The organism is Streptomyces sp. B6B3 (assembly GCF_039871525.1).
In the GTDB taxonomy this organism is placed as follows: Bacteria; Actinomycetota; Actinomycetes; order Streptomycetales; family Streptomycetaceae; genus Streptomyces.
Window position 1 is genome coordinate 1 of sequence record NZ_JBDPLU010000032.1, and the last position, 25,341, is coordinate 25,341.

The 25,341-nt window shown below is 75.3% G+C and carries 27 protein-coding genes; 11 read left to right on the forward strand and 16 right to left on the reverse strand.

Annotated elements, in window-relative coordinates; all coding sequences use genetic code 11:
- The first annotated feature begins 132 nt into the window (after positions 1-132).
- Positions 133-876 (forward strand): maleylpyruvate isomerase family mycothiol-dependent enzyme, encoded by a 744-nt coding sequence (locus ABGB06_RS36495; RefSeq protein ID WP_347598939.1) that lies wholly within the window; start codon positions 133-135, stop codon positions 874-876.
- Positions 877-908: 32 nt separating this feature from the next.
- Here ABGB06_RS36495 and ABGB06_RS36500 read toward each other — a convergent pair whose 3' ends face one another.
- From ABGB06_RS36500 to ABGB06_RS36515, 4 genes are all read right to left on the reverse strand, one after another.
- Positions 909-1,304, reverse strand: a complete 396-nt coding sequence (locus ABGB06_RS36500) for a MarR family transcriptional regulator (RefSeq protein ID WP_347598942.1) — start codon at positions 1,302-1,304, stop codon at positions 909-911.
- A 65-nt stretch (positions 1,305-1,369) separates the two neighbouring features.
- Positions 1,370-2,035, reverse strand: a complete 666-nt coding sequence (locus tag ABGB06_RS36505; RefSeq protein WP_347598945.1) for a response regulator transcription factor — start codon at positions 2,033-2,035, stop codon at positions 1,370-1,372.
- Complete coding sequence (locus ABGB06_RS36510) at positions 2,032-3,309, reverse strand: sensor histidine kinase (RefSeq protein ID WP_347598948.1); 1,278 nt, start codon at positions 3,307-3,309, stop codon at positions 2,032-2,034. Before ABGB06_RS36510 ends, ABGB06_RS36505 begins: the two co-directional genes overlap by 4 nt.
- 101 nt (positions 3,310-3,410) lie before the next feature.
- Positions 3,411-4,715, reverse strand: a complete 1,305-nt coding sequence (locus ABGB06_RS36515) for a geranylgeranyl reductase family protein (protein WP_347598951.1) — start codon at positions 4,713-4,715, stop codon at positions 3,411-3,413.
- Between the two features lie 185 nt (positions 4,716-4,900).
- On the opposite strand from ABGB06_RS36515, the gene ABGB06_RS36520 reads away from it, so the two are divergent.
- Positions 4,901-6,277, forward strand: coding sequence for a dipeptidase (locus tag ABGB06_RS36520; protein WP_347598954.1), 1,377 nt, complete (start codon positions 4,901-4,903; stop codon positions 6,275-6,277).
- Between the two features lie 109 nt (positions 6,278-6,386).
- Here ABGB06_RS36520 and ABGB06_RS36525 read toward each other — a convergent pair whose 3' ends face one another.
- Genes ABGB06_RS36525 through ABGB06_RS36535 form a run of 3 tightly spaced genes read right to left on the reverse strand, consistent with a single transcriptional unit; the run spans position 6,387 to position 9,738 of the window.
- Positions 6,387-7,409, reverse strand: a complete 1,023-nt coding sequence (locus tag ABGB06_RS36525; RefSeq protein WP_347598957.1) for an NUDIX domain-containing protein — start codon at positions 7,407-7,409, stop codon at positions 6,387-6,389.
- A 28-nt stretch (positions 7,410-7,437) separates the two neighbouring features.
- Positions 7,438-8,403 (reverse strand): ROK family protein, encoded by a 966-nt coding sequence (locus tag ABGB06_RS36530; RefSeq protein ID WP_347598960.1) that lies wholly within the window; start codon positions 8,401-8,403, stop codon positions 7,438-7,440.
- A 54-nt stretch (positions 8,404-8,457) separates the two neighbouring features.
- Positions 8,458-9,738, reverse strand: a complete 1,281-nt coding sequence (locus ABGB06_RS36535) for an aldolase/citrate lyase family protein (protein ID WP_347598963.1) — start codon at positions 9,736-9,738, stop codon at positions 8,458-8,460.
- A 231-nt stretch (positions 9,739-9,969) separates the two neighbouring features.
- On the opposite strand from ABGB06_RS36535, the gene ABGB06_RS36540 reads away from it, so the two are divergent.
- A complete protein-coding gene (locus ABGB06_RS36540; protein ID WP_347598966.1) occupies positions 9,970-10,182 on the forward strand; it encodes a hypothetical protein in 213 nt (70 codons plus the stop codon).
- A gap of 27 nt (positions 10,183-10,209) precedes the next feature.
- Here ABGB06_RS36540 and ABGB06_RS36545 read toward each other — a convergent pair whose 3' ends face one another.
- The 3 genes from ABGB06_RS36545 to ABGB06_RS36555 all read right to left on the reverse strand — a co-directional run bounded on the left by ABGB06_RS36545 (position 10,210) and on the right by ABGB06_RS36555 (position 12,538).
- Positions 10,210-11,172: an electron transfer flavoprotein subunit alpha/FixB family protein gene (locus tag ABGB06_RS36545; protein WP_347598969.1), complete on the reverse strand. Its 963-nt coding sequence runs from the start codon at positions 11,170-11,172 to the stop codon at positions 10,210-10,212.
- Between the two features lie 57 nt (positions 11,173-11,229).
- Positions 11,230-12,027, reverse strand: a complete 798-nt coding sequence (locus ABGB06_RS36550) for an electron transfer flavoprotein subunit beta/FixA family protein (protein ID WP_347598972.1) — start codon at positions 12,025-12,027, stop codon at positions 11,230-11,232.
- Positions 12,028-12,202: 175 nt separating this feature from the next.
- On the reverse strand, positions 12,203-12,538 hold the full coding sequence (locus ABGB06_RS36555) for a thioredoxin family protein (protein ID WP_347598975.1): 336 nt from the start codon (positions 12,536-12,538) through the stop codon (positions 12,203-12,205).
- 196 nt (positions 12,539-12,734) lie between these two features.
- Here ABGB06_RS36555 and ABGB06_RS36560 point away from each other — a divergent pair, with 196 nt between their 5' ends.
- Positions 12,735-13,448, forward strand: a complete 714-nt coding sequence (locus tag ABGB06_RS36560) for a lysophospholipid acyltransferase family protein (RefSeq protein ID WP_347598978.1) — start codon at positions 12,735-12,737, stop codon at positions 13,446-13,448.
- 23 nt (positions 13,449-13,471) lie between these two features.
- Here ABGB06_RS36560 and ABGB06_RS36565 read toward each other — a convergent pair whose 3' ends face one another.
- The 3 genes from ABGB06_RS36565 to ABGB06_RS36575 are packed head-to-tail and all read right to left on the reverse strand — an operon-like array spanning position 13,472 to position 16,772.
- The gene (locus ABGB06_RS36565; protein WP_347598981.1) at positions 13,472-14,542 is read right to left on the reverse strand and encodes a low specificity L-threonine aldolase; all 1,071 of its coding nucleotides are present in this window, start codon (positions 14,540-14,542) and stop codon (positions 13,472-13,474) included.
- Entirely contained in the window at positions 14,539-15,321 is a 783-nt protein-coding gene (locus tag ABGB06_RS36570) for an SDR family NAD(P)-dependent oxidoreductase (protein WP_347598984.1), read from the reverse strand. The genes ABGB06_RS36565 and ABGB06_RS36570 overlap by 4 nt, the downstream gene beginning before the upstream one ends.
- A gap of 53 nt (positions 15,322-15,374) precedes the next feature.
- Positions 15,375-16,772, reverse strand: coding sequence for a DUF6421 family protein (locus ABGB06_RS36575; protein WP_347598987.1), 1,398 nt, complete (start codon positions 16,770-16,772; stop codon positions 15,375-15,377).
- A gap of 130 nt (positions 16,773-16,902) precedes the next feature.
- On the opposite strand from ABGB06_RS36575, the gene ABGB06_RS36580 reads away from it, so the two are divergent.
- Positions 16,903-17,613 carry a glycerophosphodiester phosphodiesterase family protein gene (locus ABGB06_RS36580; protein WP_347598989.1) on the forward strand — a complete coding sequence of 237 codons (711 nt, stop codon included), beginning with the start codon at positions 16,903-16,905 and terminating at the stop codon, positions 17,611-17,613.
- On the opposite strand, the gene ABGB06_RS36585 is transcribed toward ABGB06_RS36580, so the two are convergent.
- Entirely contained in the window at positions 17,602-18,168 is a 567-nt protein-coding gene (locus ABGB06_RS36585; protein WP_347598992.1) for a GNAT family N-acetyltransferase, read from the reverse strand. The genes ABGB06_RS36580 and ABGB06_RS36585 overlap by 12 nt on opposite strands.
- 133 nt (positions 18,169-18,301) lie before the next feature.
- Between ABGB06_RS36585 and ABGB06_RS36590 the strand changes: the two genes are divergently transcribed.
- The 4 genes from ABGB06_RS36590 to ABGB06_RS36605 all read left to right on the forward strand — a co-directional run bounded on the left by ABGB06_RS36590 (position 18,302) and on the right by ABGB06_RS36605 (position 21,417).
- Entirely contained in the window at positions 18,302-18,874 is a 573-nt protein-coding gene (locus ABGB06_RS36590; protein WP_347598994.1) for a DUF5134 domain-containing protein, read from the forward strand.
- A 51-nt stretch (positions 18,875-18,925) separates the two neighbouring features.
- Complete coding sequence (locus ABGB06_RS36595) at positions 18,926-19,867, forward strand: M56 family metallopeptidase (protein WP_347598997.1); 942 nt, start codon at positions 18,926-18,928, stop codon at positions 19,865-19,867.
- 51 nt (positions 19,868-19,918) lie between these two features.
- A complete protein-coding gene (locus ABGB06_RS36600) occupies positions 19,919-20,611 on the forward strand; it encodes an HAD-IA family hydrolase (protein ID WP_347599000.1) in 693 nt (230 codons plus the stop codon).
- A 179-nt stretch (positions 20,612-20,790) separates the two neighbouring features.
- Positions 20,791-21,417, forward strand: coding sequence for a helix-turn-helix domain-containing protein (locus tag ABGB06_RS36605; RefSeq protein WP_347599003.1), 627 nt, complete (start codon positions 20,791-20,793; stop codon positions 21,415-21,417).
- 113 nt (positions 21,418-21,530) lie between these two features.
- Here the strand turns inward: ABGB06_RS36605 and ABGB06_RS36610 are convergent, their stop codons facing one another.
- Both ABGB06_RS36610 and ABGB06_RS36615 read right to left on the reverse strand, forming a co-directional pair.
- On the reverse strand, positions 21,531-22,430 hold the full coding sequence (locus ABGB06_RS36610; RefSeq protein WP_347599006.1) for a LysR family transcriptional regulator: 900 nt from the start codon (positions 22,428-22,430) through the stop codon (positions 21,531-21,533).
- A gap of 55 nt (positions 22,431-22,485) precedes the next feature.
- Positions 22,486-23,817 (reverse strand): aminotransferase class I/II-fold pyridoxal phosphate-dependent enzyme, encoded by a 1,332-nt coding sequence (locus ABGB06_RS36615; RefSeq protein ID WP_347599009.1) that lies wholly within the window; start codon positions 23,815-23,817, stop codon positions 22,486-22,488.
- A gap of 64 nt (positions 23,818-23,881) precedes the next feature.
- Between ABGB06_RS36615 and ABGB06_RS36620 the strand changes: the two genes are divergently transcribed.
- Together ABGB06_RS36620 and ABGB06_RS36625 are read left to right on the forward strand one after the other, a co-directional pair.
- Positions 23,882-24,601 carry a pyridoxamine 5'-phosphate oxidase family protein gene (locus ABGB06_RS36620; protein ID WP_347599012.1) on the forward strand — a complete coding sequence of 240 codons (720 nt, stop codon included), beginning with the start codon at positions 23,882-23,884 and terminating at the stop codon, positions 24,599-24,601.
- A gap of 78 nt (positions 24,602-24,679) precedes the next feature.
- The gene (locus tag ABGB06_RS36625) at positions 24,680-25,318 is read left to right on the forward strand and encodes a DUF4232 domain-containing protein (protein ID WP_347599015.1); all 639 of its coding nucleotides are present in this window, start codon (positions 24,680-24,682) and stop codon (positions 25,316-25,318) included.
- The last annotated feature ends 23 nt before the right edge of the window (positions 25,319-25,341 follow it).

The following is a 25,341-nucleotide window of genomic DNA, read 5'->3' on the forward strand; positions in this document are numbered from 1 at the left end:
CAGCGGGCCGGGAGAACTCAGGAGTCCATCCGGCGCCCACGCGGCCACCGCGAAACCCGTCTACATCAGTCAATCCAGCGGCCCCTGACGAGGTCGGCCTGGAACCGCCTACTCACGAATTAGGAGGACCGGATGGAGACGGGTGACTTCCTGGCCCGGCTGGCCGACGAGGGCGAGGCGTTGATCGGCGCGGCGCTGCGGGCCGGGCCCGGGGCGGCCGTGCCGTCGTGCCCCGACTGGCGGGTGCGGGACCTGGTGTCGCATCAGGGCAACGTGCACCGGTGGGCGGCCACGTTCGTGGGCGAGCGGCGGAGGGAGCCCCTGCCGATGCCCGTGGGGCGCGTTCCGGACGGGGAGTTGGCCGACTGGTTCCGGGACGGACACCGGTCGCTCCTCGCCGTTCTGCGGGAGGCTTCCGAGGACCTGGTGTGCTGGTCGTTCCTGCCCGGATCGCCGACCTCGCGACACTTCTGGGCCCGGCGGCAGGCGCACGAGACGACCGTGCACCGGGTGGACGCGGAGTTGGCCGCCGGCTCGCCCGTTTCGGCGGTGCCGGCGGAACTGGCGGCGGACGGGGTGGCGGAGCTGCTGACCGGTTTCCACGGCCGGCCGAGGAGTCGGGTGCGCAGTGCGCGGCCGCGCACGCTCGGGATACGGGCCACGGACCGGCCGGAGGCGCACTGGCGCGTGGTGATCTCGGACGAGCCGCCGCGGGCCGAGCGGGCGGGCGCGGACACACCGGTGGAGTGCGAGATCAGCGGCCCGGCCGAGGCGCTGTACCTGGCGTTGTGGAATCGCCGGCGCTTCGCGGACGGGCTCGCGGTCCGCGGGGACGCCGCGCTGGCCGAGCTGTGGCGGACGACCTCGGGGGTCTGAGGTGCCGCGGCGCGGCGGTCGGCGGGCGACGGTCAGGTGACCGGCAGCATGCGGGCCAGCACGGCCCGCTGCGCGGGCAGCGCCTCTTCGTGCCGCCGGCGCCCGGCCTCGGTGAGGGTGACGCGCACGCCGCGGCGGTCGTCGCTGCACATCGCGCGGCTGACCAGGCCCTCCCGCTCCAGGCGTCCGACGAGGCGGGACAGGGCGCTCTGGCTGAGGTGGACCCGGCCGATGAGCTCCTGGACGCGGAAGGCGCAGCCGCCGTCCTCCGCCTGGTCCGACGCGAGCACGTCGAGCACCTCGAAGTCGCTGGCGCCGAGGCCGTGTGGCTGGAGGGCTCGGTCGAGTTCGCAGACGGTCCTCGCGTGCAGGCAGAGAGTCTCCCGCCACCGCGCCACGAGCGCGTCGTCCGCCTTCATCCCGGGCATGGCGGCACGTTACCAGATGATCGCCCTTTTGTTGCGCAGGAATTAATTGCGTTCGCATCTATTGTTCATCCCAGCCACCCTGGTCGCACCAGCCCCGACTCGTAGGCGAGGACGACCAGTTGTGCGCGGTCCCGAGCGCCGAGCTTGACCATGGCGCGGCTGACGTGGGTCTTGGCGGTGAGCGGCGAGACGACCAGGCGGCGGGCGATCTCCTCGTTGGACAGTCCGATGCCGACGAGGGCCATCACCTCACGCTCGCGCTCGGTGAGCTCGGCGAGCAGCGCGGCGTCCGCCGGCTCCTTGGAGCGGGCGGCGAACTCGGCGATGAGGCGCCGGGTGACGCCCGGGGACAGCAGGGCGTCACCGGCCACCACGGCCCGGACGGCGCGCAGCAGTTCGTCGGGCTCGGTGTCCTTGACCAGGAATCCCGAGGCGCCGGAGCGGAGGGCCTCGAAGACGTACTCGTCGAGCTCGAAGGTGGTCAGCATCACCACCCGGACGCCGTCCAGGCCGCTGTCCTCGGTGATCCGGCGGGTGGCCGCAAGGCCGTCGAGCAGCGGCATCCTGATGTCCATCAACACGAGGTCGGGTCGGTGCTCGCGGACCTGGACCAGCGCCTCCTCGCCGTCGGCGGCCTCGCCGACCACGGTGATGTCCGGCTGGGCGTCCAGCAGGGCGCGGAAGCCGGCCCGCACCAGGACCTGATCGTCGGCCAGGAGTACCCGGATCACGTGCTCTCCCCGTTCGTTTCGGTGCTGCTCTTGGTTCTGCTGTCGGTGCCACCGCCTGCGTTCGGGTCACCGGCCGGCGGGGTCAGCGGCAGCCGGGCGGTGACGCGGAAACCGCCGTCCTCGCGGGGGCCGGCGGTGACCGTGCCGCCGAAGGCGGCGGCGCGCTCGCGCATGCCGACCAGGCCGTTGCCGCCGACGGTGCTGTCGCCGGTGGCCGGGCCGTCGTCGTCGATCCGCAGTTCGAGGCCCTCGTCCGTGTAGCGCAGCCGCACCCGTGCGGTGCGGGAGCCGGAGTGGCGGACGGTGTTGGTCAGCGCCTCCTGGACGATGCGGAACGCGGCCAGGTCCGCACCCGGCGGCAGCGGCGAGGGGGTGCCCTCCGTCGCGGTCTCCACCCGCAGGCCGGCCCCGGAGGCCTGCGCGGCGAGCTCCGGCAGGCGCGCGAGGCCCGGCGCGGGCGCCCGTGGGGCGGCGCCGCCCGGCGTGCGGAGCGTGTCGAGCACCTGACGCACCTCCCCCAGCGCCTCCTTGCTGGCGGCCTTGATGGTCGTCAGCGCCCTGCGGGCCTGGTCGGGGTCGCTGTCCAGGAGGGCAAGGCCGACCCCTGCCTGCACGTTGATGACGGAGATGCTGTGGGCGAGCACGTCGTGCAGTTCGCGGGCGATCCGCAGTCGCTCCTCGTCGGCGCGGCGCCGCTCGGCCGTCTCCCGCTCCTCGCGCTCCCTGGCCAGCTGTTCCCGGCGGGCGCGGAGCAGCTCGGAGACGGCGAGGACGGCGACGGCCCAGGCGGCCGTCCCGGCGTCGGCCCCCCAGCCCAGGGCCTGGTCGTGATCGGGCGGCAGCCAGCGGTACAGCCAGTGGCCGACCAGCAGCTGCCCGCCCCAGAGCATGCCGAAGGCGCCCCAGGCGGCATAGCGGTGGCCGGTGACCACGGCGTTGAAGGCGCCGACGACGACGCCGGCGTAGATCGGGCCGTAGGGGTAGCCGAAGCCGAGGTAGACCAGGGCGACGGCGCAGGTGCCGTAGGTGGCGAGCGGGGGGTGGCGGCGGCGCAGCAGCAGGAACGCGGGGCCGAGCACCAGCAGCACCCGCGCGAAGACGTCCAGGGCGGCGCGGTCGGTCTGCCCGCGGGCGGCGAAGTTCGAGCCGACCAGCTGGACCACCAGGATCGCGGCCGAGGACAGCCACGGCAGGCCCGCGGCGGCGGGCGGGCCGGCCAGCCAGCGCCGCCACGGCGGTCCGCCCGGGTACGGGCGTGGAGGGCTCTCGGTCATGTCGGTCAACGTAGCCCGTGGCGGTGCGGTGGCGCGTCACCTGTGCGTCGTCCCCGCGCCTACTCCCGGCGCAGTAGCCGGGTGGGCCGCCGGGCGTCGCGTCAGGCTCCGACGCTGCTTCCCGAGCCGGCGCTGGTGTCCTGGGCGTCGGGACCCCGGCCGGCCTTCCGCGGCTCCCGTTCCGCGTCCTTGGCCGAGGGCCGGTCCAGGACCGCCAGGGCCCTGCGGGCCAGGGGGTGGGTGCGGACGACGCCGGCGAGGGTGGTGGAGCCGCGGGTGATCTGGGTGAAGATGCTCCACGCCGGGCGGACCCCGATCATGGTGGCGTGCAGCATCCGGGGTCGGCTGCGGAAGAGCGCCAGCATGCGCCGCCCCACGCCCATCTCGACGCCGAGGCCGGCCTTGATGGCGAAGGTGTAGTTCAGCGCCTGGCGGCGGGCGTCCACGGCGTCACCGGCCTCCGCGATGCGGGCGGCCCACTGGCCGGCGAGCCGTCCGGAGCGCAGGGCGAACGAGATGCCCTCCCGGGTCCACGGCTCCAGCAGCCCGGCGGCGTCGCCACACACCAGCACGCGTCCCCGGGAGAGCGGCGAGTCGTCGGTGCGGCAGCGGGTGAGGTGGCCCGAGGAGACGGTGGGGGTGAAGCCGGACAGGCCGAGGCGCGCCGTGAAGTCCTCCAGGTACCGCTTGGTGGCCGCGCCCTCGCCGCGGGCCGAGATGACGCCGACGGTGAGGGTGTCCCCCTTCGGGAAGACCCAGCCGTAGGAGCCGGGCAGCGGGCCCCAGTCGATCAGCACCCGCCCCGCCCAGTCCTCGGCGACCTCGGGCGGCACCGGGATCTCGGCCTCGAGGCCCAGGTCGACCTGGTCGAGGCGCACCCCGACGTGGGCCGCTATCCGGCTGGCGCTGCCGTCCGCGCCGACCACCGCGTGGGCCAGCACCGTCGAGCCGTCGGCGAGCACGACGGCCACGGTGCGCCGGTCGGGGACGGCCGGGCCGTGCTGCTCGACCCGGGAGACGGCGACGCCGGTGCGCAGCCGGGCGCCCGCCGCGACGGCGGCCTCGGCCAACCGCTGGTCGAAGTCGGTGCGGTTGACCAGGCCGAACAGCATGTGCTTGGAGCGCCGGGTGCGGGCCATGCGGCCGTTGTGGGAGAACGTCACCGCGTGCACCCGGTCGCGCAGCGGGAGTTCGAAGCCGGGCGGCAGCGCGTCGCGGGACGGCCCGATGATGCCGCCGCCACAGGTCTTGTAACGCGGCAGGTCAGCCTTCTCCAGCAGCAGCACGCTCCGGCCGGCCTCGGCCGCCGCGCGGGCCGCGGACGCCCCCGCGGGCCCGGCACCCACCACGACGACGTCCCACACCTCTTCGTTCCCGCCCTCGTTGGCGCTGCTGTGGCTACTCACGATGTGCTGTCGCTCCCCGTCGCGTGTCGTGCCTGGTCACCGAGACCGCATCCTAAGCCGTCCGCCACGGGCCGGGCCGGGGGCGGTCACGGCCGCCCGGCACGACTGTTGTGGGATCATCGCCAGCACCCCTGTCCGCACAGATGTTCACCGGCCCGCGCCGCGGGCCGCAGGAGGAGCGTTCCATGCAGCAGACGAGTCCGGCCGCCGCGATCACCGACGCCGTCGCCGCGCTCATGCCCCGGGCCCGTAGGGAGCTGGCGGAGCTGGTGGCGTTCCGTTCGGTGGCGGATCCCCTGCAGTTCCCGGCGAGCGAGTGCGCGGCCGCCGCCGAGTGGATCGCCGCGGCCCTGCGCGCCGAGGGATTCTCGGACGTGGCGCTGCTGGACACGCCCGACGGCAGTCAGTCGGTCTACGGGCATCTGCCGGGACCGGCGGGCGCGCCGACGGTGCTGCTGTACGCGCACTACGACGTGCAGCCACCGCTGGACCCGGCCGACTGGACCTCGCCGCCGTTCGTGCTGACCGAGCGGGACGGCCGCTGGTACGGCCGGGGCGCGGCGGACTGCAAGGGCGGCGTGCTCATGCACCTGTTGGCGCTGCGCGCGCTGCGGGAGCACGGCGGCGTCCCGGTCGGAGTGAAGGTCATCGTCGAGGGCTCGGAGGAGCAGGGCACCGGAGGGCTCGAGCGGTACGCCGAGTCGCATCCCGAACTGCTGGCGGCGGACGCCGTGGTGATCGGCGACACCGGGAACGTGCGGGCGGGTCAGCCCACGGTGACGGCCGTGCTGCGCGGCATGGTGGCGTGCCGGGTGCGGGTGGACACGCTGGAGGGCAACCTGCACTCCGGCGCGTTCGGCGGGGCCGCGCCGGACGCGCTGGCCGCGCTGATCCGGGTGCTGGACTCGCTGACCGACCAGGACGGCGGGCCGGCCGTCGAGGGTCTGGACCCGGCCGGGACGTGGGCGGGCACGCCGTATCCCGAGGACGCGTTCCGGGCGGACGCCCGGGTGCTGGACGGGGTGCGACTGGTCGGCTCGGGCGAGGTCGCCGACCGGGTGTGGGCGCGGCCCTCGGTCACCGTGTTGGGCATCGACTGCCCACCGGTGGTGGGTGCCACGCCCTCGGTGCAGGCGAGCGCGCGAGCGCTGGTGAGCCTGCGGGTGCCGCCGGGCGTCGACGCGGGCGAGGCGGGGCGGCTGCTCGCCGCGCACCTGCGGTCCCGAGCCCCGTGGGGCGCCCGGGTGACGGTGGAACCGGCGGGCGAGGGCCAGGCGTTCCGGGCGGACACCGGCAGCCCGGCGTACGGCGCGATGGCGGAGGCGATGCGCGAGGCGTACGACGGCGCGTCGATGGCGGTGGTGGGGCAGGGCGGTTCCATCCCGCTCACCAGCACGCTCGGTGGGCTGTATCCGCGGGCGGAGATCCTGCTCATCGGCCTGAGCGAACCGGAGGCCCGGATCCACGCGGTGGACGAGAGCGTCTCGCCGGACGAACTCGCCCGGATGTCGGTGGCCGAGGCCCGTTTCCTGCAGCGCTACGCGGCGTCCGCGCGCCGCTGACCCGAGCCGGCGACGGAGACCCGGCCGGCGCACGCGACGGCGTCGGCCGGGTGGCACGACCGGATCCGGCCGGCGCCGGTCGCGGTGGGTCGCCGTGGGTCGCCGTGGTTCAGGCCCCGACCGGGATGCCGGCCTCCAGGTTCAGCGGGCGCCCCTCCGCACGCGCCCGCAGGGCCCAGCGCAGCCGGGCGAACCGGCCGGGCGAGAGCAGGCTCTCGGCCTCCTTCTCGCCGGCGAAGCGCCAGCCCCGGAGTTCGGCACCGGGCAACAGCACCTCCCGCACCCGCTCCGCCTCCAGCCGGCCGCCGTCGAACAGCAGCCGCAGCCCGCCGAAGCGAGGCGGGCGCGGCGGCTCCCAGTCCACGATGAGCAGCGCCGGCTCGTGCGTCAGGTGCAGGCCCAGTTCCTCGGCCACCTCGCGGACCGCCGCCCGCGCCGGCGGCTCCCCCGCCTCGACCACGCCGCCGGGGAACTCCCAGCCGGGCTTGTAGGTCGGGTCGACCAGCAGCACCCGGTCCCGGTCGTCGAACAGCAGCACGCCGGCGGCCAGGGTCTCGGCGCGCGGTGCCGGGGTCTGCACGATGTCGCAGGTGCCGACGCCGCTGCGGACCGCGTCCGCGAGCTGTTCGGCGGTCTGGCGTGGGGTCAGCCGGGAGGCGTCCACCGTGTGGGCGTCCTCGGTCAACCACGGCAACGCGGCCGCGTAGTGCGGCAGGTGGCCGAGACGCCAGGCGCGGGTCGCCTCGCCGTCCACCACGGCGCGCCGACCGATCCGCTCGCGAAGGAACGTTTCTTCAACGTGCAGCAGGAGGTGCTGGGTAGCGATCTGACGGGCCGCGAGGCCGCCGAAGATCTCGTCCCGGTACTCCTGGCGCAGCAGGGTCATCGGCACCACCAGCGGCCCCGGCATCTCCGCCAGCAGCGCGGCGGCGGTGTCCACCACCAGCCGCCGCCAGGACGGCAGGTCCTGGTAGTCGTCGACCTGCGCCAGGCGCTCCTTGGACAGCATCATCCGCAGCCCGGCACCGACGAGTTCCGGGTCGTAGAGCGCGCTGCCCGGCACCAGGTCGAGCAGCTCCTGCGCGGCCGTGGTCTTGCCGGACCCGAACGCGCCGTTGAGCCAGATGATCACCGATCCCCCTCCTTCGTTCGCCCGTGTGTCAGGTGCCCGCTGCACCCCGTGCCAGAAACGTGTCCGACTCGCTCCAGCAGGCGGCCGCCGCGCCGACGAGTCCCGCGTCGGTGCCCAGTCGGGCCGGCACGACCTCGAGGTTCCGGACGAAGGGGAGGGTCGCGAACTCCCGCAGGGCGGCCCGCAGCGGCGTGAAGAGGACGTCGCCGGACTGGCTCACACCGCCGCCGACGACCACGGTCTCGAGCTCCACCAGGGACGCCGTGGCGGCGATGCCGGCGGCCAGCGCGCGGGCGGATCTGGTGAAGGCGGCCAGCGCCACCGGGTGTCCGTCCCGGGCGGCGGCGGCCACACCGGCGGCGCTGGTGTCGCCGTCGGCGGTGGCCGGGCGCCAGCCCGCGTCCAGGGCGTAGCGGGCGATGTTGGTGCCGCTGGCGATGCGCTCCACGCAGCCGCGTCCGCCGCAGGGGCAGAGGTCTCCGTCGAGGTCGACGCTGATGTGGCCGATGTGGCCGGCGTTGCCGGTGGGGCCGGGCCGGAGCCGGCCGTCGAGGATGAGCCCGCCGCCGACGCCGGTGGAGACGACCATGCACAGGGCGTTGTCGCGGCCCTGGGCGGCTCCGCGCCAGTGTTCGCCGGCGGCGATGGCGGCGCCGTCGCCGACGAGGGTGACGGGTAGCGCTCCTGTGGTCTCGCGGATCCCGGCGACGAGGGGGAAGTCGCGCCAGCCGGGGATGTTGACGGGGCTGACGGTTCCGCTGCGCGCGTCGACGGGTCCGGCGCTGCCGATGCCGACGGCCCCCACCCGGGACCACAGCGGGTGTGCGGTCAGGCCGCTGACGACGTCGGTGGCGGCGCGCAGCACCTGCTCCCCGCTCTCGCCGGCGGGGGTCGGGCGCTGGACGCGGTGAAGCAGTTCGCCGCCGGCGTCCACCAGGGCGCCCGCGATCTTGGTGCCGCCGATGTCGATGGCGGCGACGAGGTGCGTGGTCATGGTCAGGAAGCCTGATCCGTGAGGGTCGGGATTGTCCAGTCGGTTGGCGGGGCGCTACGGCGCACGGCGGCCGGCGAGGGTGGCCAGCCCGGCGTCGTCGAGGCCGCTGAGCCGGGTCACCTCGGCCGCGTCGAGTGCGCCGCACTCGCGCCCGCGCAGCAGGAGGCCGCTGAGGGACCGGGCGGTGGCGGGCTCGTCGAGGATGTCGTCGGTGACGCGGCGGGCGTAGCGGGACAGGCGGGCGGCGGCGGGCTCCAGCGCCTCGCGGTAGAAGGCGTAGACGGCGGCGTAGCGGGTGGGGAGCTGGCCGGGGTGCAGGTCCCAGCCCTGGTAGTAGGCGCGGGCGAGGGAGCGGCGGACCAGTCGGTGGTGCAGCCGCCAGGCGTCGTGGATCCGGTCGGCGGGGCCGGTGGGGAGGACGTTGGTCGAGCCGTCGGAGAGCTGGATCCCGGTGCCGGCCGCGGCGACCTGGACGACCGCCTTGGCGTGGTCGGCGGCGGGGTGGTCCAGGGACTGGTGGGCGGGGCCGATCTGGCAGTCGGCGGTGTAGTCGTAGGTGCCGAAGTGCAGGCCGGTGATCCGGTCGGGGGCGGCGTCGATCATCCGGGCGACGGTGGCGCGGCCGTCCGGGTCGAGGACCGCCTGGGGGGTCTCGATCTGGATCTCGAAGCCGATGCGCCCGGGGGCGAGTCCGGCGGCCCGTTCGAACTCCGCGCAGAGCAGGGCCATGGCGGCGACCTGCTCGGGGTGGCTGACCTTGGGGAGGGTGAGGCGGAGCCCGTCGGGCGGTGGTCCGGCGGCGAGCAGGGTGGTGAGGAAGACGTCCAGGGTGCGGATGCCGCGGTCGCGGACGTCCGGCTCGAGGCTCTTCATGCGGATGCCGAGGAACGGGGGCGCGGTGCCGCGCTGGTGCGCCCCGGCGGCGATGCGGGCGGCGCGGGCCGCGGCGGCGTCCTCCTCGGCGTCGGGGCGGACGCCGTAGCCGTCCTCGAAGTCGATGCGCAGGTCCTCCACGGGCTCGGTGGCGAGCTTGGCCCGCACCCGGGCGTGCACGGCGTGGGCGACGCGGTCGTCGGGGAGGCCGAGCACGGCGGCCAGGGCGGCGGCGTCGGGGGCGTGCCGGTCCAGCAGGGCGAGGGCTCGTTCGCCCCAGGTGCGGGGCGTGTCGGCGGTGAGGGCGTCGGCGGGGACGTAGACGGTGTGGACCGGCTGTCGGGTGGCGGAGGGCCCGGGGTAGCGGCGCGCCCGCGCGGCGTCGACGGGGGCGAGGGCGACGGCGAGGCGGTCGGTGACCGTGGGCGGGAGGCTGGTGGACACGCCGTCGCGTCGCGGCATCCGCTCGCTCCTCCGCTCGCCGAGCTCAACATTCCGTTGAAGTCTCCTGGTCAGAGACGCTAACCGGGGTCCGGACGAAACACAACGGGCGGGGCGGTCATCCGGTGTTCACGGGGTCGGGCCAAACGGCCACGCAGGATTGACGGGTGGGCAAAGGTCGCGTCATGCGGTTGCCGGAGGCTCGTGTGCAGCGGAGAAACATCCGCACATATCCGCACTTCGGAGGACATGATGGATCAGTACCAGATCCTGGTCGCCGGCCTGCTCCTGGGCGGCCCGCGGCTGGACGACGGCAGCGGCCCGCCGCCGGTGCCGGCCGGGCACGTGGCGGACCGCCTGGCGAGCCGGGCGGCGCCGGCGCGGACGGAGGAGCCGACGCCCGGTCGGCGACGGCGGGGCGCGGTGCGCCGGCGGCGCGGCACGGCGCCCGCCGCGGTCACCTGACCGGGGTCGGCGGGCGCCGGGGCGGGGTCAGCCCTTGCGGGCCCTGACCTCCTCGGTCAGCGCGGGCACCACGTCGAAGAGGTCGCCGACGACGCCGTAGTCGACGAGCTCGAAGATCGGCGCCTCGGCGTCCTTGTTGACCGCCACGATGGTCTTCGAGGTCTGCATGCCGGCGCGGTGCTGGATGGCGCCGGAGATGCCCACCGCGAGGTAGAGCTGCGGGGAGACCGTCTTGCCGGTCTGGCCCACCTGGCTGGTGTGGGGGTACCAGCCGGCGTCCACGGCGGCGCGGGAGGCGCCGACCGCGGCGCCGAGCGAGTCGGCGAGGGCCTCGATGAGGGCGAAGTTCTCCGCCCCGTTGACGCCTCGGCCGCCGGAGACGACGATCGCGGCCTCGGTGAGCTCCGGCCGTCCGGTGGACTCCCGCGGGCTGCGGGAGACGACGCGGGTGCCGGTGGCCAGCGGCCCGAAGGAGACGTCGAGGGTCTCCAGGGTGCCGGCGGCGGAGGCGGCCTCGGGGGTGACGGAGTTGGGCTTCACGGTGATGACCGGGGTGCCCTGGGTCACCCGCGAGGTGGTGGTGAACGCGGCGGCGAACACCGACTGGGTGGCGACCGGGCCGTCGTCGCCGGCCGTCACGTCGACGGCGTCGGTGATGATGCCGGAGCCGATCCTGACGGCGAGGCGGGCGGCGATCTCCTTGGCCTCGGCGGAGGACGGCAGCAGCACGGCCTCAGGGGACACGGCGGCGACGGCGGCCTGCAGCGCGTCCACCTTGGGCGCCACCAGGTAGTCGGCGAACTCGGCGGCGTCGGCGGCCAGCACCCGGACGGCGCCGTGCGCGGCGAGCACCTCGGCGGCGGCGGTGGCGCCGACGCCCAGGTGGACCGCGACGGGGTCGCCGAGGCGGCGGGCGAGGGTGAGCAGTTCCAGCGTGGGCTTGCGGACGTCGCCGTCCACGTGGTCGACGTACACGAGGACTTCAGCCATGGGATCGCGCTCCTGCGAGGGGTGGGTGTCGGGAGGGGGACGGTGCGGGTCGGGCGCTCAGACGAACTTGCGCTCGGCCAGGAAGGCGGCCAGGCGCTTGCCGCCCTCGCCCTCGTCCGTGATGATCTCGCCCGCGGTCCGCGGGGGGCGCTCGGTGGCCGAGGCGACGGCGGTGCGGGCCCCCTCGAGGCCGACCTCCTCCGCCTCGATCTCGAGATCCTCCAGGTCGAGCGTCTCCACCGGCTTCTTCTTGGCGGCCATGATCCCCTTGAAGGAGGGGTAACGGGCCTCGCCCGACTGGTCGGTGACGGAGACCACGGCCGGCAGCGCGGCGCGCACCCGCTCGCTGGCGGCGTCGCCGTCGCGGCGGCCGGTGACCGCGCCGTCGGCGACGGAGAGCTCGGACAGCAGCGTCGCCTGGGGGACGCCGAGGCGCTCGGCGAGCATCGCGGGCAGCACGCCCATGGTGCCGTCGGTGGAGGCCATGCCGCACATGACCAGGTCGTAGCCGGTGTGCTCGATGGCCTTGGCCAGCACCAGGGAGGTGCCGAGGGCGTCGGTGCCGTGCAGCGCGTCGTCCTCGACGTGGACGGCGCGGTCCGCGCCCATGGACAGGGCCTTGCGCAGCGCGTCGTTCGCGTCCTCCGGTCCGACGGTCAGCACCACGACCTCGGCCTCCTCGCCGTCCTGCCGGCGGTCCTCCGCGATGCGCAGCGCCTGCTCGACGGCGTACTCGTCGAGCTCGGACAGCAGGCCGTCCACCGCCTCGCGGTCGGTGGTCAGGTCCGCCGTGAAGCGCCGGTCGCCGGTGGCGTCGGGCACGTACTTCACACAGACAACGATTTTCACGCTCACGCCGGCTCTCCTACCACTATCGGTCCGTACTCGGGGTGTCCGAAGATCATCCCGGATAGTTACTCGCCAGTACACCCAAGGGTATGCCCCGCGGACAAGAATGTCGCACTGTGACATTGCCTACGTGCGTATCATCGCGCGAATTCGGCGGGGTCGAGGACCCGGACCAGGCCGGTCAGCCGGTCAGTGTGGCGCCGAGGGCGGCGATCACGTCGGCGCGGCGCGGCTGTCCGGTGGCGCGACGCACCACGCTCCCGGTCGCGTCCAGGACCAGGACGGTGGGGGTGGCGGTGACGCCCAGGGCGCGCACCACGTCGAGGCGGGACTCGGCGTCGATCTCGACGTGCGCCACGCCCTCGACCAGGGCGGCCACCTCGGACAGCACGCGGCGGGTGGCGCGGCAGGGCTGGCAGAAGGCGGTCGAGAACTGCACGAGCGTGGCCCGCTCCCCCAGCCGCTCGACGCCCAGCGTCTCGGCCGCCACCGGGGTCGCGGCCGGTTCGTCCCGCATCCTCGCCTCCGTTCCTGGTCTTCCCCGCGTCCCGCTCGTCCGCCGCGGCGGGCGCCGACGGCGTGGACGGGGTCGCCCGGTGCAGCGCGCCGGGGCGTGCGCGCATTCCCGCGCTCAGGGTGGGCACGATCCGGAAACGCGGGAAGTTACGGAAGGGTAGCCTCCGCCGTCCGCAGCCGTCAGGAGCGTGCCCACCATGCCAGAACTGGTGTACCCGCCGGTCATCGCCGCCGCCCGGACCCTGTTCCGGGCGCTGGACCTGCGCTTCGACGTCCGGGGCGCCGAGCACGTGCCGCGCCGCGGTGGTGCCGTGCTGGCCAGCAACCACATCGGGTACCTCGACTTCGTCTTCGCCGGGTTCGCCGCCCGACCGGCCCGGCGCCTGGTGCGGTTCATGGCGAAGGAGTCGGTGTTCCGGAACCGCGTCTCCGGGCCCCTGATGCGCGGGATGCGGCACATCCCGGTGGACCGCGCGCGGGGCGAGGGCGCGTTCCGGCAGGCGGTGAAGGCGCTGCGCGCGGGCGAGGTGGTGGGCGTCTTCCCCGAGGCGACCATCTCGCCCTCGTTCACGCTGGCGCCGTTCAAGTCGGGGGCGGCGCGGATGGCCCAGCAGGCCGGGGTGCCGCTGCTCCCGGTCGCGCTGTGGGGCAGCCAGCGGCTGTGGACCAAGGACCGGCCGCGGGACCTGCGCCGCCGGCACGTGCCGATCACGATACGGGTGGGCGCGCCGCTGGCCGCGGATCCCGCGGAGCCGGCGGAGTCGCTCACCGGGCGGCTGCGCGGGCGGGTGCAGGAGCTGCTGGAGGCGGCGCAGCGCGCCTATCCGGGGCGGCCGCAGGGGTCGGAGGACGCCTGGTGGTTGCCGGCCCATCTGGGCGGCACCGCGCCTCCCCCGGAGCCGGCGAGGTAGCCGGCCGGGGCGACGGGTCGGGTCTAGCGGGCCATCTCCTCGCGCAGCGCGGCGACGAAGCCGTCCACGTCCGCCTCGGTGGTGTCGAAGGAGCACATCCACCGCACCTCGCCGGCGGCCTCGTCCCAGAAGTAGAAGCGGTGGCGCTTGCGCAGCCGCTCCCCCGCCTCGTGGGGCAGCCGGGCGAACACGGCGTTGGCCTGGACCAGGTAGCGGATCTCCACACCCGGCACGGTGCGCACGCCCTCGGCCAGGCGGGCGGCCATGGCGTTGGCGTGGCGCGCGCCGCGCAGCCACAGATCGCCGGCGAGCAGCGCCTCGAACTGGACGGCCACGAAGCGCATCTTGGCGGCGAGCTGCATGGACAGCTTGCGGAGGTGGAGCATCGCGGAGACGGCGTCCGGGTTGAGCACCACGACGGCCTCGCCGAAGAGCATGCCGTTCTTGGTGCCGCCGAAGGACAGCACGTCGACGCCGGCGTCCGTGGTGAAGGCGCGGAGCGGCACGTCGAGCGAGGCGGCGGCGTTGGCGATCCGGGCGCCGTCGAGGTGCACGGTCATGCCGCGCTCGTGGGCGTGCTCGCAGACGGCGCGTATCTCGTCGGGGGTGTAGCAGGTGCCCAGTTCGGTGCTCTGGGTGAGGGAGACCACCTGGGGGGTGGCCCGGTGCTCGTCGTCCCAGCCGAACGCCTCGCGGTCGATGAGGTCGGGTGTGAGCTTGCCGTCCGGGGTGGGCACGGGGAGCAGCTTCAGCCCGCCGACGCGTTCGGGTGCGCCGCACTCGTCGGTGTGGATGTGCGCGGTGTCGGCGGTGATGACCGCGCCGCGCCGGTCGGTGAGCGCCTGGAGGGCGACGACGTTGGCGCCGGTGCCGTTGAACACCGGGTAGACGTCGGCGTGCGGGCCGAGGTGGGCGCGGAAGACCTGCTGGAGATGGGCGGTGTAGTCGTCGCCGCCGTACGCCGGCTGGTGGCCGCCGTTGGCCAGGGCCAGGGCGGCGAGCACCTCCGGGTGCACGCCGGCGTAGTTGTCGCTGGCGAAGCCGCGGACGGTCGGGTCGTGGCGGCGGCGGGCGTCGGTCGGTTCTGGGGTCATGGCTGGGGGGTGAGCCACAGTCGGGTTCCGTTCACCTCTTCTGCGGACCTGCTCCACAACTGGCAGGCGGCGTCGGCCAGGTCTCGGACGTCGGTGAAGCCGGCGAACCTGGCGTTGGGCCGCTCGGCCCGCAGCGCGTCGTGGACCAGGGCCTTGACGATCAGGATGATGGCGGCGGCCGGCGGCGGGCCGTCGGGGGCGGCCATGCGGAAGCCGTCGGCGAGCGCGAGGGTCCAGGCCTCGGCGGCCGACTTGGCCGCGGCGTAGGCCGCGTTGCCGGCCGTCGGGCGGGCCGCGCCGGCCGCACTGACCAGCACGTAGCGGCCGTTCCCCGAGCGTCGCAGCGGCCCCTCGAAGGCCAGCGAGGTGTGCTGCACGGTGCGCACCAGCAGGTCGTGCAGGGCGTCCCAGTCGGCCAGGTCGGTCTCGCCGAAGGAGGCGGAGCCGCGCCAGCCGCCGACCAGGTGCACCAGGCCGTCGACGCGGCCGAGGTCCTTCTCGATCCGGGCGGCCCACTCCTGCGCCGCGCCGAGGTGCAGGAGGTCGACGGTGTCACCGGTGACGGTGGCGCCGCCGTGGGCGAAGCGGGCGGCGTCCACGCCCTGGGCCAGCCGTTCGGCGTCGGCGTCCGCGGCGACGACCGTGGCGCCCGCCTCGGCCAGCCGCAGCAGCGTGGCGTGCCCGGCCGGGCCGCCGGCGCCGGCCACCGCGACGACCGCGCCGTCCAGCGGGCCGCCGTTGCCGTTGCCGCTTCCTCGACCAGGAGACGGGGTGCTCATGGTCGTCACCTCCTCGTTCGTCGCTGCGTCGTCCCGCGGATCTGGGGTCGCGCTCAGGCCACCTGCGGGGCGGGGGTGGCGGCGGTGATGCCCCGGGTGGATTCGATCACGGAGCGGAGCTTCTTCGCCAGCGCCTCGTAGAACAGGCTCAGGGGGAACTCGTCGGGGAGCACGGCGTCCACCAGTTTGCGCGGCGGCTGGTCGAGGTCCAGCGCGTCGGGGCCCTTGGCCCAGGTGGAGCCGGGGTGCGGGGCCAGGTAGCGGGAGACCAGTTCGTAGGCCTTGAGCCAGTGCACGAGCTTCGGTCGGTCGATGCCCTGGCGGTAGAGGGTCTCGATCTCCTCGCGGAGTCGCGCCGTGGTCTCGCGGGCCCGCTGCCAGTCGATGGTCAGCCTGTTGTCCCGCCAGCGGAGCGCGTCGTGCTGGTGGAGGTAGGCGAAGAGCAACTGGCCGCCCAGGCCGTCGTAGTTGCGGTTGCGCGCACCGGTGACCGGGAAGCGGAAGAGGCGTTCGAGGAGCACGGCGTACTGCACGTCGCGGCCCTGCGGGACGCCGTCCGCGGCCAGGCGGCCGGCCTCGTGGAAGGCGGTGAGGTCGCAGCGCAGCTCCTCCAGGCCGTACATCCAGAACGGCTGCCGCTGTTTGATCATGAACGGGTCGAACGGCAGGTCACCGTGGCTGTGCGTCCGGTCGTGGATCATGTCCCACAGCACGAACGCCTGTTGGCTGCGCTGCTGGTCGGTCAGCAGGCCGTGGGCCTCCTCGGGCAGGCCGAGGCTGGTGACCTCGCAGGCGGCGCCGACCACGCGGCGGAAGCGGGCGGCCTCGCGGTCGCAGAAGATGCCGCCCCAGGTGAAGCGGTCGGGGGCCTTGCGGACGGCGATGGTCTCCGGGAAGAGCACGGCCGAATGGGTGTCGTAGCCGTCCGTGAAGTCCTCGAAGGTGATGCCGAGGAACATCGGGTTGTCGTAGCGGGTGCGCTCCAGTTCGGCGAGCCACTCGGGCCAGACGACCCGGAGCACGACGGCCTCGAGGTTCCGGTCCGGGTTGCCGTTCTGGGTGTACATCGGGAAGACGACGAGGTGCTGGCGGCCGTCCGCGCGGGCCCGCGCGGGCTGGAAGGCCATCAGGGAGTCCAGGAAGTCCGGCACCCCGAAGCCGTCGTCGGCCCAGCGCCGCAGGTCGCTCTCCAGCGCCTGGTGATACGCCTCGTCGTGCGGCAGCAGCGGCGCCAGCCGGCGGACGGCCGCGATGGCGCGTTCCACCTCCCGCCGCACCGACTCGCGGGGCGGGGCGCCGTCGGCCTCGAAGTCGATCGAACCGTCCTTGGACTGGGCGGGGCGGATGGCCGCCACGGCGCTCTTGAGCTCCGCCCACGCCGGGTGTCCGGTGACGCTGTCGCTCGTGGTGATTCTCTCGTCGTGCGCTGCGGACGCAAGAGTTTCCGTCATTATCCGCCCTTCGCAGGAGTTCCTTGCGTACGATCACGGTAGCTGGCGAAGTTTCTTTGATCAACCGGACCGGGGAGGGACGGCGGAGCCGGCGGACCGGGGCTCCGACGCAGGGCCTAGGGTTGGCGGCATGCCGATGCTGACCGTTGGACACCGCGGCCTGATGAGCGTGGAGCCGGAGAACACGCTGCGCTCCTTCCGCCGGGCCGAGCGCGAGGGCCTGGACGTCATCGAGCTCGACCTGCACCTGAGCAAGGACGGCGCGCTCGTGGTCATGCACGACGCGGAGGTGGACCGGACCACCGACGGCACGGGGTCGATCAGCGACCTGACCCTGTCGGAGCTCCGCGCGCTGGACGCCGGGCAGGGCGAGCGGATCCCGGTGTTCACCGAGGTGGTGGAGGCGGTCGGCACCTCGCTGCAGGCGGAGATCAAGGACCGCGCGGCGGCCCGGGTGCTGGCCGGGGTCATCCGGGACCGGGCCGGGCTCGCCGAGCGCGTCACCGTCATCTCGTTCCACGACGACGCGCTGCGCGAGTTCCGGCAGGAACTGCCCGACGTGCCGGTGGGCCTGGTCACCCAGGAGTCGACGGACACCGCGCCGGAGCGCGCCCGGGAGCTGGGCGCGGGCCTGGTGTCCTGCGAGCTGGTCCACCTGGACGAGGACGTCGTCGGCCGCTGCCACGCGGCCGGGATCCGGGTGATCAGCTGGACCGTGAACACCGACGCGGACCTGGCCCGGGTGCGTGAGCTGGGACTGGACGGCGTGGTGACCGACTCGCCCGCGATCGTGCGGGCGGTCAGGGACCAGGCGGCCGGGGACGCTCCGTCAGCCGGCTGACCCGGCGAGGTCCCTGACGAGCAGTTCGAACCGCAGGTCCCCGCGGAGCGGGATGCCGAAGCGCTCGTCACCGTACGGGAACGGGGAGATCTCTCCGGTGCGGCGGTAGCCGCGTCGCACGTACCAGGCGATGAGGTCCTCGCGGGCGGAGATGACCTTCATCCGCATCTCCGCGGCGCCCCAGTCGGCGCGGGCGCGGCGCTCGGCCTCGGCCAGCACCAGCCGGCCCACGCCGGTGCCCTGCAGCTCGGGGCGCACGGCGAACATCCCGAAGTACGCGGCCGCCGCCGGTTCCGGCAGGCGCTCCAGCTGGCAACAGGCGAGCAGTTCGGCACTCCGCTCGGCGACCAGCAGCAGGCTGCCGGGGGCCGCGATCACCGCGCGCACCTCCTCCGGGTCGGTGCGCTGCCCGTCCAGCAGATCGGCCTCCGTGGTCCAGCCGACCCGGCTGGTGTCGCCGCGATAGGCCGACTCGACGAGCTCGACCAGCGCGGGCACGTCCACCTCGGTGGCGACGCGGAAGCTGATGCCCGTCGCCGCGGTCCTCACCGTCATGACTCGGGATCGTAACGCCTCCGGCGCGACGCCCGCGCGCCCGCGCTCCCCACGCAACCGTGCGCTCCCCGCGGCGGCGGGCGACGGCGGGCCGCGCGGGAAGTCTCCCCGGAGGCGGTGCGGGGAGGTCGGGGTGTGGCACGGTCCTGAGCTGGTGGGCTGGCTGCTGGTGGCGCTGTGCGCCGGCACCGGCGGGTACTGCCTGGGCTGGGCGGCCGGGGGTCCGGGATCGGGACGGCCGTCGGCGGTCGCGGACGGCGCGATGGGGCTCGGCATGGCGGCGATGGCGGTGCCCGGAGTGCCGGTCGCCCACGGTTCGTTCGCGTCGGTGTCCGTGTCGGCGGGCTTCGCGGCGTTCTTCACGGGCGTCGCGGCGTGGGTGGCCGTGCTGCCGGGCGCGGGGGGCGCGCAACGGGCGCATCACGTGCTGGAGTCGCTGGCCATGGTCTACGCGGCGCTGGCCATGACGGTCGCGGCGGCGGGGGGCGGTCACGCGTCGGCGGGTCTGCCGCCGCTGACCGCGCTGCTCCTGGTGTACCTGGCGATGTACCTGCTGACGGGCACGGCGCCCCGGCTGGTGCCGGCGGGCGGCGGACCGCCCCCGGGACCGCCCGGTGCGGGCCGGCCGCCGCGGGCGCCCGAGGTGGTGGCGGCGTGCCGGCTGGCACTGGGCCTGGGAACGCTGGCCATGCTGGTCACCCTGTGACCGCAGGCCCTCCCCGGCCGGCGCCCGGCGGGTGGGATCTAGGCTGTGGTCATGGTGATCGCCCTCGCGTTGCTGGTGCTCGGCGGGTGCACGGCGCTGCTCGCTCCCCGGATGCTGGCCCGCGGCAGCTGGGCCGAGCGGGAGCCGGTGCTGGCCCTGTGGGTGTGGCAGTGCGTGGTGGCGGCGGTGTTGCTGTGCTGCGTGCTGGCGATGGCGCTGTCCGGCGCCGCGGGCTGGCACGAGGTGCGCGGGCAGGTGTTCGCCCCCGCTCCGCAGGAGGTCGTCGAGGCGTACGCGCTGCATCCCGACGGCGAGCGCTGGGCGGCGACCCTGGCGGGCCTGCTGGCCTGCGGTGGCCTGTGGACGGCCGTCATGCTCAGCCGCGAGGTGCGCGCCGCGCGGGCGATCCGGCGCCGGCGGCGCGCGGAGCTGCTGGCCCGGGTACCGCGGCTGCCCGGCGAGGAGGAGTCCGGCGGGCGCCTGGTGGTGTTGGAGGACGCGCGCCCCGACGCCTGGCTTCTGGCGGGTCACACCCCGCGGCTGGTCATCACCACGGCCGCGCTGCGCCGCCTGGAGCCCCGGCAGTTGGACGCGGTGCTCGCCCACGAGCAGGGGCACGCGCGCGCCCGGCACCACTGGCTGCGCTACTGCGCCGGGGCGTTGGCCGCCGGGTTCCCGCGGGTGCCGGTGTTCGCGGCGTTCCGTCAGCAGGTGGACCGGTTGGTGGAGCTCGCGGCCGACGACGCCGCGTCCCGGCGGGTCGGCCGGCTCACCACCGCGCTGGCGCTGGTCGGGCTGAACGAGGGCCGCGGGGTGTTCGGCGACCCCGCGGGGACCCGGGCGCTGGTGCCCCAGCGGGTCAGCCGGCTGCTGGCGCCGGGCCGGCGGCTGCCGACGGCGCGCCGGGTGCGGATGACCGCGGCGGCCGCGGCGATCCCGGCCGTGCCGCTGCTGGTGGCGTTCGCCCCCGGGCTGAGCGCGCTCGGCTGCTGACCCCCCGGCGCGTACTGGCGCCGCCCGCCGGCCGGCGGGCAGGATCGTGCCATGGCCAAGGGCGTGCTGTTCGATTTCTCCGGGACCCTGATGCGGATCGAGTCCGCCGAATCGTGGCTGCGCACCGTGCTGGACCGGGCGGGGGTGGCGATGTCCGCCGCGGAACTCGCCCGGAACGCGGCGGCGCTGGAGGCGGCGGGCGCGCTCCCGGGCGGGTCGGCGCCACGGTCGCTCCCGGCCGGGCTGGTGCGGTTGTGGCAGGAACGGGACCGGGACGCCGCCCGGCACCGCGCGCTGTACACCGGCCTGGCGCGCCGGGTGCCGCTGCCGCGCCCCGACCTGTACGACGCCCTGTACGACCGGCACCGCGAACCGGCCGCGTGGCACCCCTACCCGGATACGGCCCAGGTGCTGCGTGGGCTGGCGGGGCGCGGCGTGGCCGTGGCCGTGGTCAGCAACATCGGCTGGGATCTGCGCCCGGTGTTCCGGGCGCACGAGCTGGACCGGCACGTCGCCGGCTACGCGCTGTCCTTCGAACACGGGGTGCAGAAGCCCGACCCCCGGCTGTTCCGCCTCGGCTGTGCGGTGCTCGGGCTGCCGCCGGAGGAGGTGCTGATGGTCGGTGACGACGCGACGGCCGACGGCGGGGCGGCCGCGTTGGGCTGTGCGGTGCGGCTCGTCGAGCATCTGCCGGTCGACGCGCGGCCCGCGGGCCTGCGTCCTGTCCTGGACCTGGTCGGCTGAGGCCACTCGCGGACGCGCGTACCGGCCCGGCCCGGCGGTGGTTTCGGGCGGTCCCCCGCTCCGCCCGAAACCGCCGCCGGCCGGGCCACGCACCACCGGCCGGAACGGTCCGGGCCAGGGCGGATCGTGGGCGCCAGCTGAGTATATTGGCTGGGAGCCAGTCAACGCGGGAGTCCAGCATGTCCCCTCGCAGCGCATCCGTCAATGAAGAGTTGCGGCGACGTTCCCGGCAGCGACTGCTCCAGGCGACCGTCGACCTCGTCTCGGAGCGCGGCTACGAGGCCACGACGCTGGGCGACATCGCCGACCGGGCGGGCGCCGCACGGGGCCTGATCTCGTACTACTTCCCGGGGAAGCGCCAGCTGCTGCAGTCCGCGGTGCACCGGCTGATGCACCTGACCCTCGCCGAGGCGCTGGACCGGGAGCCGCGCCCCACCGGGCCCGGGGCCGGACAGGAGCTGCTGGCCCGGGCCATCGACGCGATCCTCGGGGTGGCCAGGGAACGCCCCACGCTGATGCGGGCGCACATGGCGGGGATGCTACAGCAGGAGGGCTTCATCCAGTGCGTCGAGCAGCAGCGGCTGGCGGCGCTGTTGCGGGAGACGGTGGTGCGGCACGGCTCGCGCGATCCGGACACCGACTACCCGATGTTGCGGGCGCTGTTGATGGGCGCCGTGGTGGCCCAGTTGCTGCCCGGGGCGCCGATGCCGCACTGCCGGCTGCGGGGCGAGTTGTTCGCCCGGTACGAGCTGCCGTGGGAGCTGGGGTATCCCCCGGTTCCCGACGGTGCGCCGGCCTCCCCCTAGCGCCCATGGGCGCCGTCGGGCCGTGAGGTGGCGGACGGTGCTCCTCCCCCGGCCCCGGTCGACCGGGGGCCACCCGGCACGCGCCGCGGGCCAGCGTCCGGCTGGGCCCGGCCTCAGCCGGTCGGGGCCGCGGCGCGGAGCGCGGCGACGGCCGCGCTCAGGGCGGGCCGACGGCCCGCGTCCTCGCGCCAGACGGCGTAGACGTGGCGGGTGATCGGCTGCCGCACCGGGACCAGGGCGACGCCCGCCGGCACCGGGTCGCGGCCCAGCCGGGGCGCCACGGTGACGCCGAGGCCGGCGGCGATGAGGGCGAGCTGGGTGTGCTGTTCGGCGGCGGTGTGCGCGATGTACGGCTCGATGCCCTTGCGGCGCAGCGTGAACATCAGCCACTCGTGGCATACGGCGCCGGGCGGCCAGGAGACCCAGGGGTCCTCGGCGAAGTCCTCCAGGTCCACCTCGTCCCGGCCGGCCAGCGGGTGGTCGGCGGGCATCGCGATGTCGGCGACGTCGTCGCACAGCGGCGCCCGGGACAGTCCGGAGGGGAGGCCGAGCGGGCGGTTGTACCAGTCCTGCACCACGGCCAGGTCGAGGTCGCCGCGCAGCAGGTCGGCCACGGCCTCCGCCGGTTCGGTCTCGGTCAGCCGGACGCGGAGCCGGGGATGGTCGACGCGCAGCGCGGCCAGCGCCCGCGGCAGCAGCCCGCGGGAGGCGGTGGCGAACGCGCCGAGCAGCAGTTCGCCGACGGCCTGTCCGCGGTGCGCCTCCAACTCGGCCTGGGCCAGCTCGACCTGGGACAGGATGTGCTCGGCGTGCTCGGCCAGCAGCCGCCCGACGTCGGTGAGCCGCACGCCGCGGCCGTTCTTCGCCAGCAGCCGCTGGCCGGTCTCCCGCTCCAGTTTGGCCATCTGCTGGGACACCGCGGAGGTGGTCACGTGCAGGGCGGCGGCGGCGCCGGTCACCGAGCCGTGGCTGCGGATGGCGTGCAGGACGCGGAGGCGGTCGATGGTCAACACATCAGTAATGCTACGCATTCGGCGAACGAACGTGCCCCGGCCGCTACGGGCGGGCTCAGCCGGAGCGGCGCGGCGGCGCCGGCCGGACGGCCGCGACCACGGCGTCGGCGAGTGGGCGAACGTCGTCCGGACCCAGCGGGGAGACGGTGAGCCGCAGGCCGGGCGGGGCGGCCAGCCGGAACCGGGCGCCCGGGGCGGCGGCCCAGCCGGCGCGCAGCAGCCGGGCCACGGCGGTGGCCTCGTCGGGGACGGGCACCCAGACGTTCATGCCGGTGCGGCCGTAGGCCGGGACGCCGTGCGCCGCGAGGGCGTCGCGCAGGGCGTCCCGGCGCACGGCGTAGGAGCGCGCGACGTGTGCCGGATCCACGGCGCCGGTGCGCCACAGGTGGGCGACGGTGTGCTGCAGCAGGTGGCTGGTCCAGCCGGGGCCGAGGCGCTGCCGGCCGCGGACCCGGTCGACGGTGACCGGGTCCCCGGTGAACACGGCGAGCCGCAGGTCGGGCCCGTACGCCTTGGCGGTGGAGCGGACGAACGCCCAGTGGGTCGTGTGCCCGGCGAGCGGGTGCGGGGGGAGGTCGACGGTGCCGTGCCCGTTGTCGTCCTCGATGAGCAGGGCGTCCGGGTGCTCGGCGAGCAGGGCGCGGAGCTCCGCCGCCCGCGCGGCGGTGAGCGCGGCGCCGGTGGGGTTCTGCGCCCGGGCGGTGACGATCAGGGCGCGCGCGCCGTCCCGCAGCGCGCGCTCGGCCGGCCCCGGCAGCGGCCCCTCGTCGTCCACGGGAAGGCCGACGGTGGACAGCCCGAGCGCGGGCACCAGATCGAGCAGGGCGCCCCAGCCGGGGTCCTCGACGGCGACCGTGTCGCCGGGGCGGAGGTGGGCGGCGAGCACCCGCTCGATCGCGTCGAGTGCCCCGGAGGCGACGGCGACGGGCCCGGCCGGCACGCCGTCCTCGTCGAATCCCGCGCGGGCGGCCCGGGCGAGGTCCTCGTCGACGGGCGGCGCGCCGTACCCCACGGGGGACGCGGCGTGCCGGGCCGCGGCTTCGGCGAGCGCGGCGCCGAGCGGCGGCAGGAGGGCCGGGTCGGGGTTGCCCTGGGAGAGGTCACGGACGCCCTCGGGGGCGTCGACCCGGATCGCCTCGCGGGGGGTGCTGGCCGGCCGGGCCCGGACCCGGCTGCCGCGCCGTCCGGCCGTCTCGATCACGCCCCGTTCGCGGAGGGTGCGGTAGGCGGCGGCGACGGTGTTCGGGTTGACGCCCAGGTGGGCGGCGAGCTCGCGCAGCGGCGGCAGCGCCTCGCCGGGACGCAGGGCGCCGCGGGCGACGCCGCCCTCGACGCTGGCGGCGATATCGGCGGCACGCCGACCGGCGATCCGATATTCTCCTAACACAAAAACTATTTTGCACTAATGCAAAATCACTCGCAACCCCGACCCGCGATCCCAGGAGGGCTCGATGGACACGAGCGGCGCCGCCGTCGACTATCCGGCGACCGAGCGCACCACCCCGACCCGTTCCCGCCACCGCGCGACGTACGACCGGGCGGCGGTGCACGCGATACTCGACGAGGGCTACCTGTGTCACCTCGGCTTCGTCCGCGACGGGGCCCCGGTGGTGCTGCCCACGCTGTACGCCCGGGTCGGCGAGCGGCTCTACCTGCACGGTTCGACCGGTTCCCGCCCGCTGCTGGCGGCGGAGCGCGGCTCTGGCCTGCCGGTGTGCCTGACCGTCACCCATGTGGACGGGCTGCTGCTGGCCCGTTCGGCGTTCCACCACTCCGTCAACTACCGCTCGGTGGTGGTGCACGGCACGGCCCGCACGGTGACGGACACGGCGGACCGGCTGACCGCGCTGGCGGCGTTGGTGGACCACGTGGTGCCCGGCCGCTCCGCGGACTGCCGCCCGCCCAGTGACCGGGAACTCGCCGCCACCGCGGTGCTGGAGCTGGAGCTGTCCGAGGTGTCCGCCAAGGTGCGCGCGGGCGGGCCCAACGACGACGACGCGGACCTGACGCTCCCCCACTGGCACGGCGTGCTGCCGGTGACCACGGTGCACGGCCCGCCGGAGCCGGCCGCCGACGCCGCGGACGCGGCCCCGGCGCCGCCCTACCTACGGAACTACGCCCGGCCGCGCGCCGGTGACGGGGTGTGGGACGCGGAGACGGGGAACCCGTGAGGGGTGGCGGCGTCCGACCGGCGCGGCCGCGCACCGCACCGTCCGGTCCGGCCCGACGCATCCCCACGGGAGGATCCCATGGCGTCCCACCCCCAACGCTCCGCGGCGGCCCTGGCGGTCGCCGCACTGCTCGCCGCCGGCTGCGGCACCCACGCGTCCCCCACCTCGGCGGACGCCGGCGGCGACGCCCCACCCCAGGGCGCGGCGGACACCACGGCGTCCTCAGAACAGTCCGACCCGTCCGCCACGGCCGGCACTGACGCCGGCTCCGAGGTGGCCTCGGACGAGGCCGGATGGTGCGCCACCGACGCGCTGTCGGCCTCGCTGGACGCGATGTCCCCGGCCGCCGGCAACCGGTACGCGGCGCTGGTGCTCACCAACACCTCGGACACCGCCTGCCGCACGCAGGGCTGGCCCGGGCTCCAGCTCGCCACGCCGGACGGGGACGAGCTCCCCACCACCACCGTGCGGGACCGCTCCGAGCACGCGGACCCGCTCACCCTCCAGCCCGGCGAGAGCGTCTGGTCACGGCTGCACTGGTCCGTGGTGCCCGGCGAGGGCGACCCGGCCACGGGCTGCGGCCCCGAGCAGGCGTCGCTGCGGGTGATCCCGCCCGACGAGCGCAGCGCCATCCGGGCCGCGTGGGAGCTGGGCGAGGTCTGCGGCGACGGCCGGATCGAGGCGCTGCCGCTGGCCTCGGGCGACGGGCCCGGCTGACGCCACGCCCACCGGGCGGCGGG

Excerpts from the sequence above, each read along its gene's own strand:
- ABGB06_RS36495 (WP_347598939.1), top strand. The coding sequence starts at position 133 with ATGGAGACGGGTGACTTCCTGGCCCGGCTGGCCGACGAGGGCGAGGCG.
- ABGB06_RS36500 (WP_347598942.1), bottom strand. The coding sequence starts at position 1,304 with ATGCCCGGGATGAAGGCGGACGACGCGCTCGTGGCGCGGTGGCGGGAG.
- ABGB06_RS36510 (WP_347598948.1), bottom strand. The coding sequence starts at position 3,309 with ATGACCGAGAGCCCTCCACGCCCGTACCCGGGCGGACCGCCGTGGCGG.
- ABGB06_RS36520 (WP_347598954.1), top strand. The coding sequence starts at position 4,901 with ATGCAGCAGACGAGTCCGGCCGCCGCGATCACCGACGCCGTCGCCGCG.
- ABGB06_RS36530 (WP_347598960.1), bottom strand. The coding sequence starts at position 8,403 with ATGACCACGCACCTCGTCGCCGCCATCGACATCGGCGGCACCAAGATC.
- ABGB06_RS36535 (WP_347598963.1), bottom strand. The coding sequence starts at position 9,738 with ATGCCGCGACGCGACGGCGTGTCCACCAGCCTCCCGCCCACGGTCACC.
- ABGB06_RS36540 (WP_347598966.1), top strand. The coding sequence starts at position 9,970 with ATGGATCAGTACCAGATCCTGGTCGCCGGCCTGCTCCTGGGCGGCCCG.
- ABGB06_RS36545 (WP_347598969.1), bottom strand. The coding sequence starts at position 11,172 with ATGGCTGAAGTCCTCGTGTACGTCGACCACGTGGACGGCGACGTCCGC.
- ABGB06_RS36555 (WP_347598975.1), bottom strand. The coding sequence starts at position 12,538 with ATGCGGGACGAACCGGCCGCGACCCCGGTGGCGGCCGAGACGCTGGGC.
- ABGB06_RS36560 (WP_347598978.1), top strand. The coding sequence starts at position 12,735 with ATGCCAGAACTGGTGTACCCGCCGGTCATCGCCGCCGCCCGGACCCTG.
- ABGB06_RS36565 (WP_347598981.1), bottom strand. The coding sequence starts at position 14,542 with ATGACCCCAGAACCGACCGACGCCCGCCGCCGCCACGACCCGACCGTC.
- ABGB06_RS36570 (WP_347598984.1), bottom strand. The coding sequence starts at position 15,321 with ATGAGCACCCCGTCTCCTGGTCGAGGAAGCGGCAACGGCAACGGCGGC.
- ABGB06_RS36575 (WP_347598987.1), bottom strand. The coding sequence starts at position 16,772 with ATGACGGAAACTCTTGCGTCCGCAGCGCACGACGAGAGAATCACCACG.
- ABGB06_RS36580 (WP_347598989.1), top strand. The coding sequence starts at position 16,903 with ATGCCGATGCTGACCGTTGGACACCGCGGCCTGATGAGCGTGGAGCCG.
- ABGB06_RS36585 (WP_347598992.1), bottom strand. The coding sequence starts at position 18,168 with ATGACGGTGAGGACCGCGGCGACGGGCATCAGCTTCCGCGTCGCCACC.
- ABGB06_RS36595 (WP_347598997.1), top strand. The coding sequence starts at position 18,926 with ATGGTGATCGCCCTCGCGTTGCTGGTGCTCGGCGGGTGCACGGCGCTG.
- ABGB06_RS36600 (WP_347599000.1), top strand. The coding sequence starts at position 19,919 with ATGGCCAAGGGCGTGCTGTTCGATTTCTCCGGGACCCTGATGCGGATC.
- ABGB06_RS36605 (WP_347599003.1), top strand. The coding sequence starts at position 20,791 with ATGTCCCCTCGCAGCGCATCCGTCAATGAAGAGTTGCGGCGACGTTCC.
- ABGB06_RS36620 (WP_347599012.1), top strand. The coding sequence starts at position 23,882 with ATGGACACGAGCGGCGCCGCCGTCGACTATCCGGCGACCGAGCGCACC.
- ABGB06_RS36625 (WP_347599015.1), top strand. The coding sequence starts at position 24,680 with ATGGCGTCCCACCCCCAACGCTCCGCGGCGGCCCTGGCGGTCGCCGCA.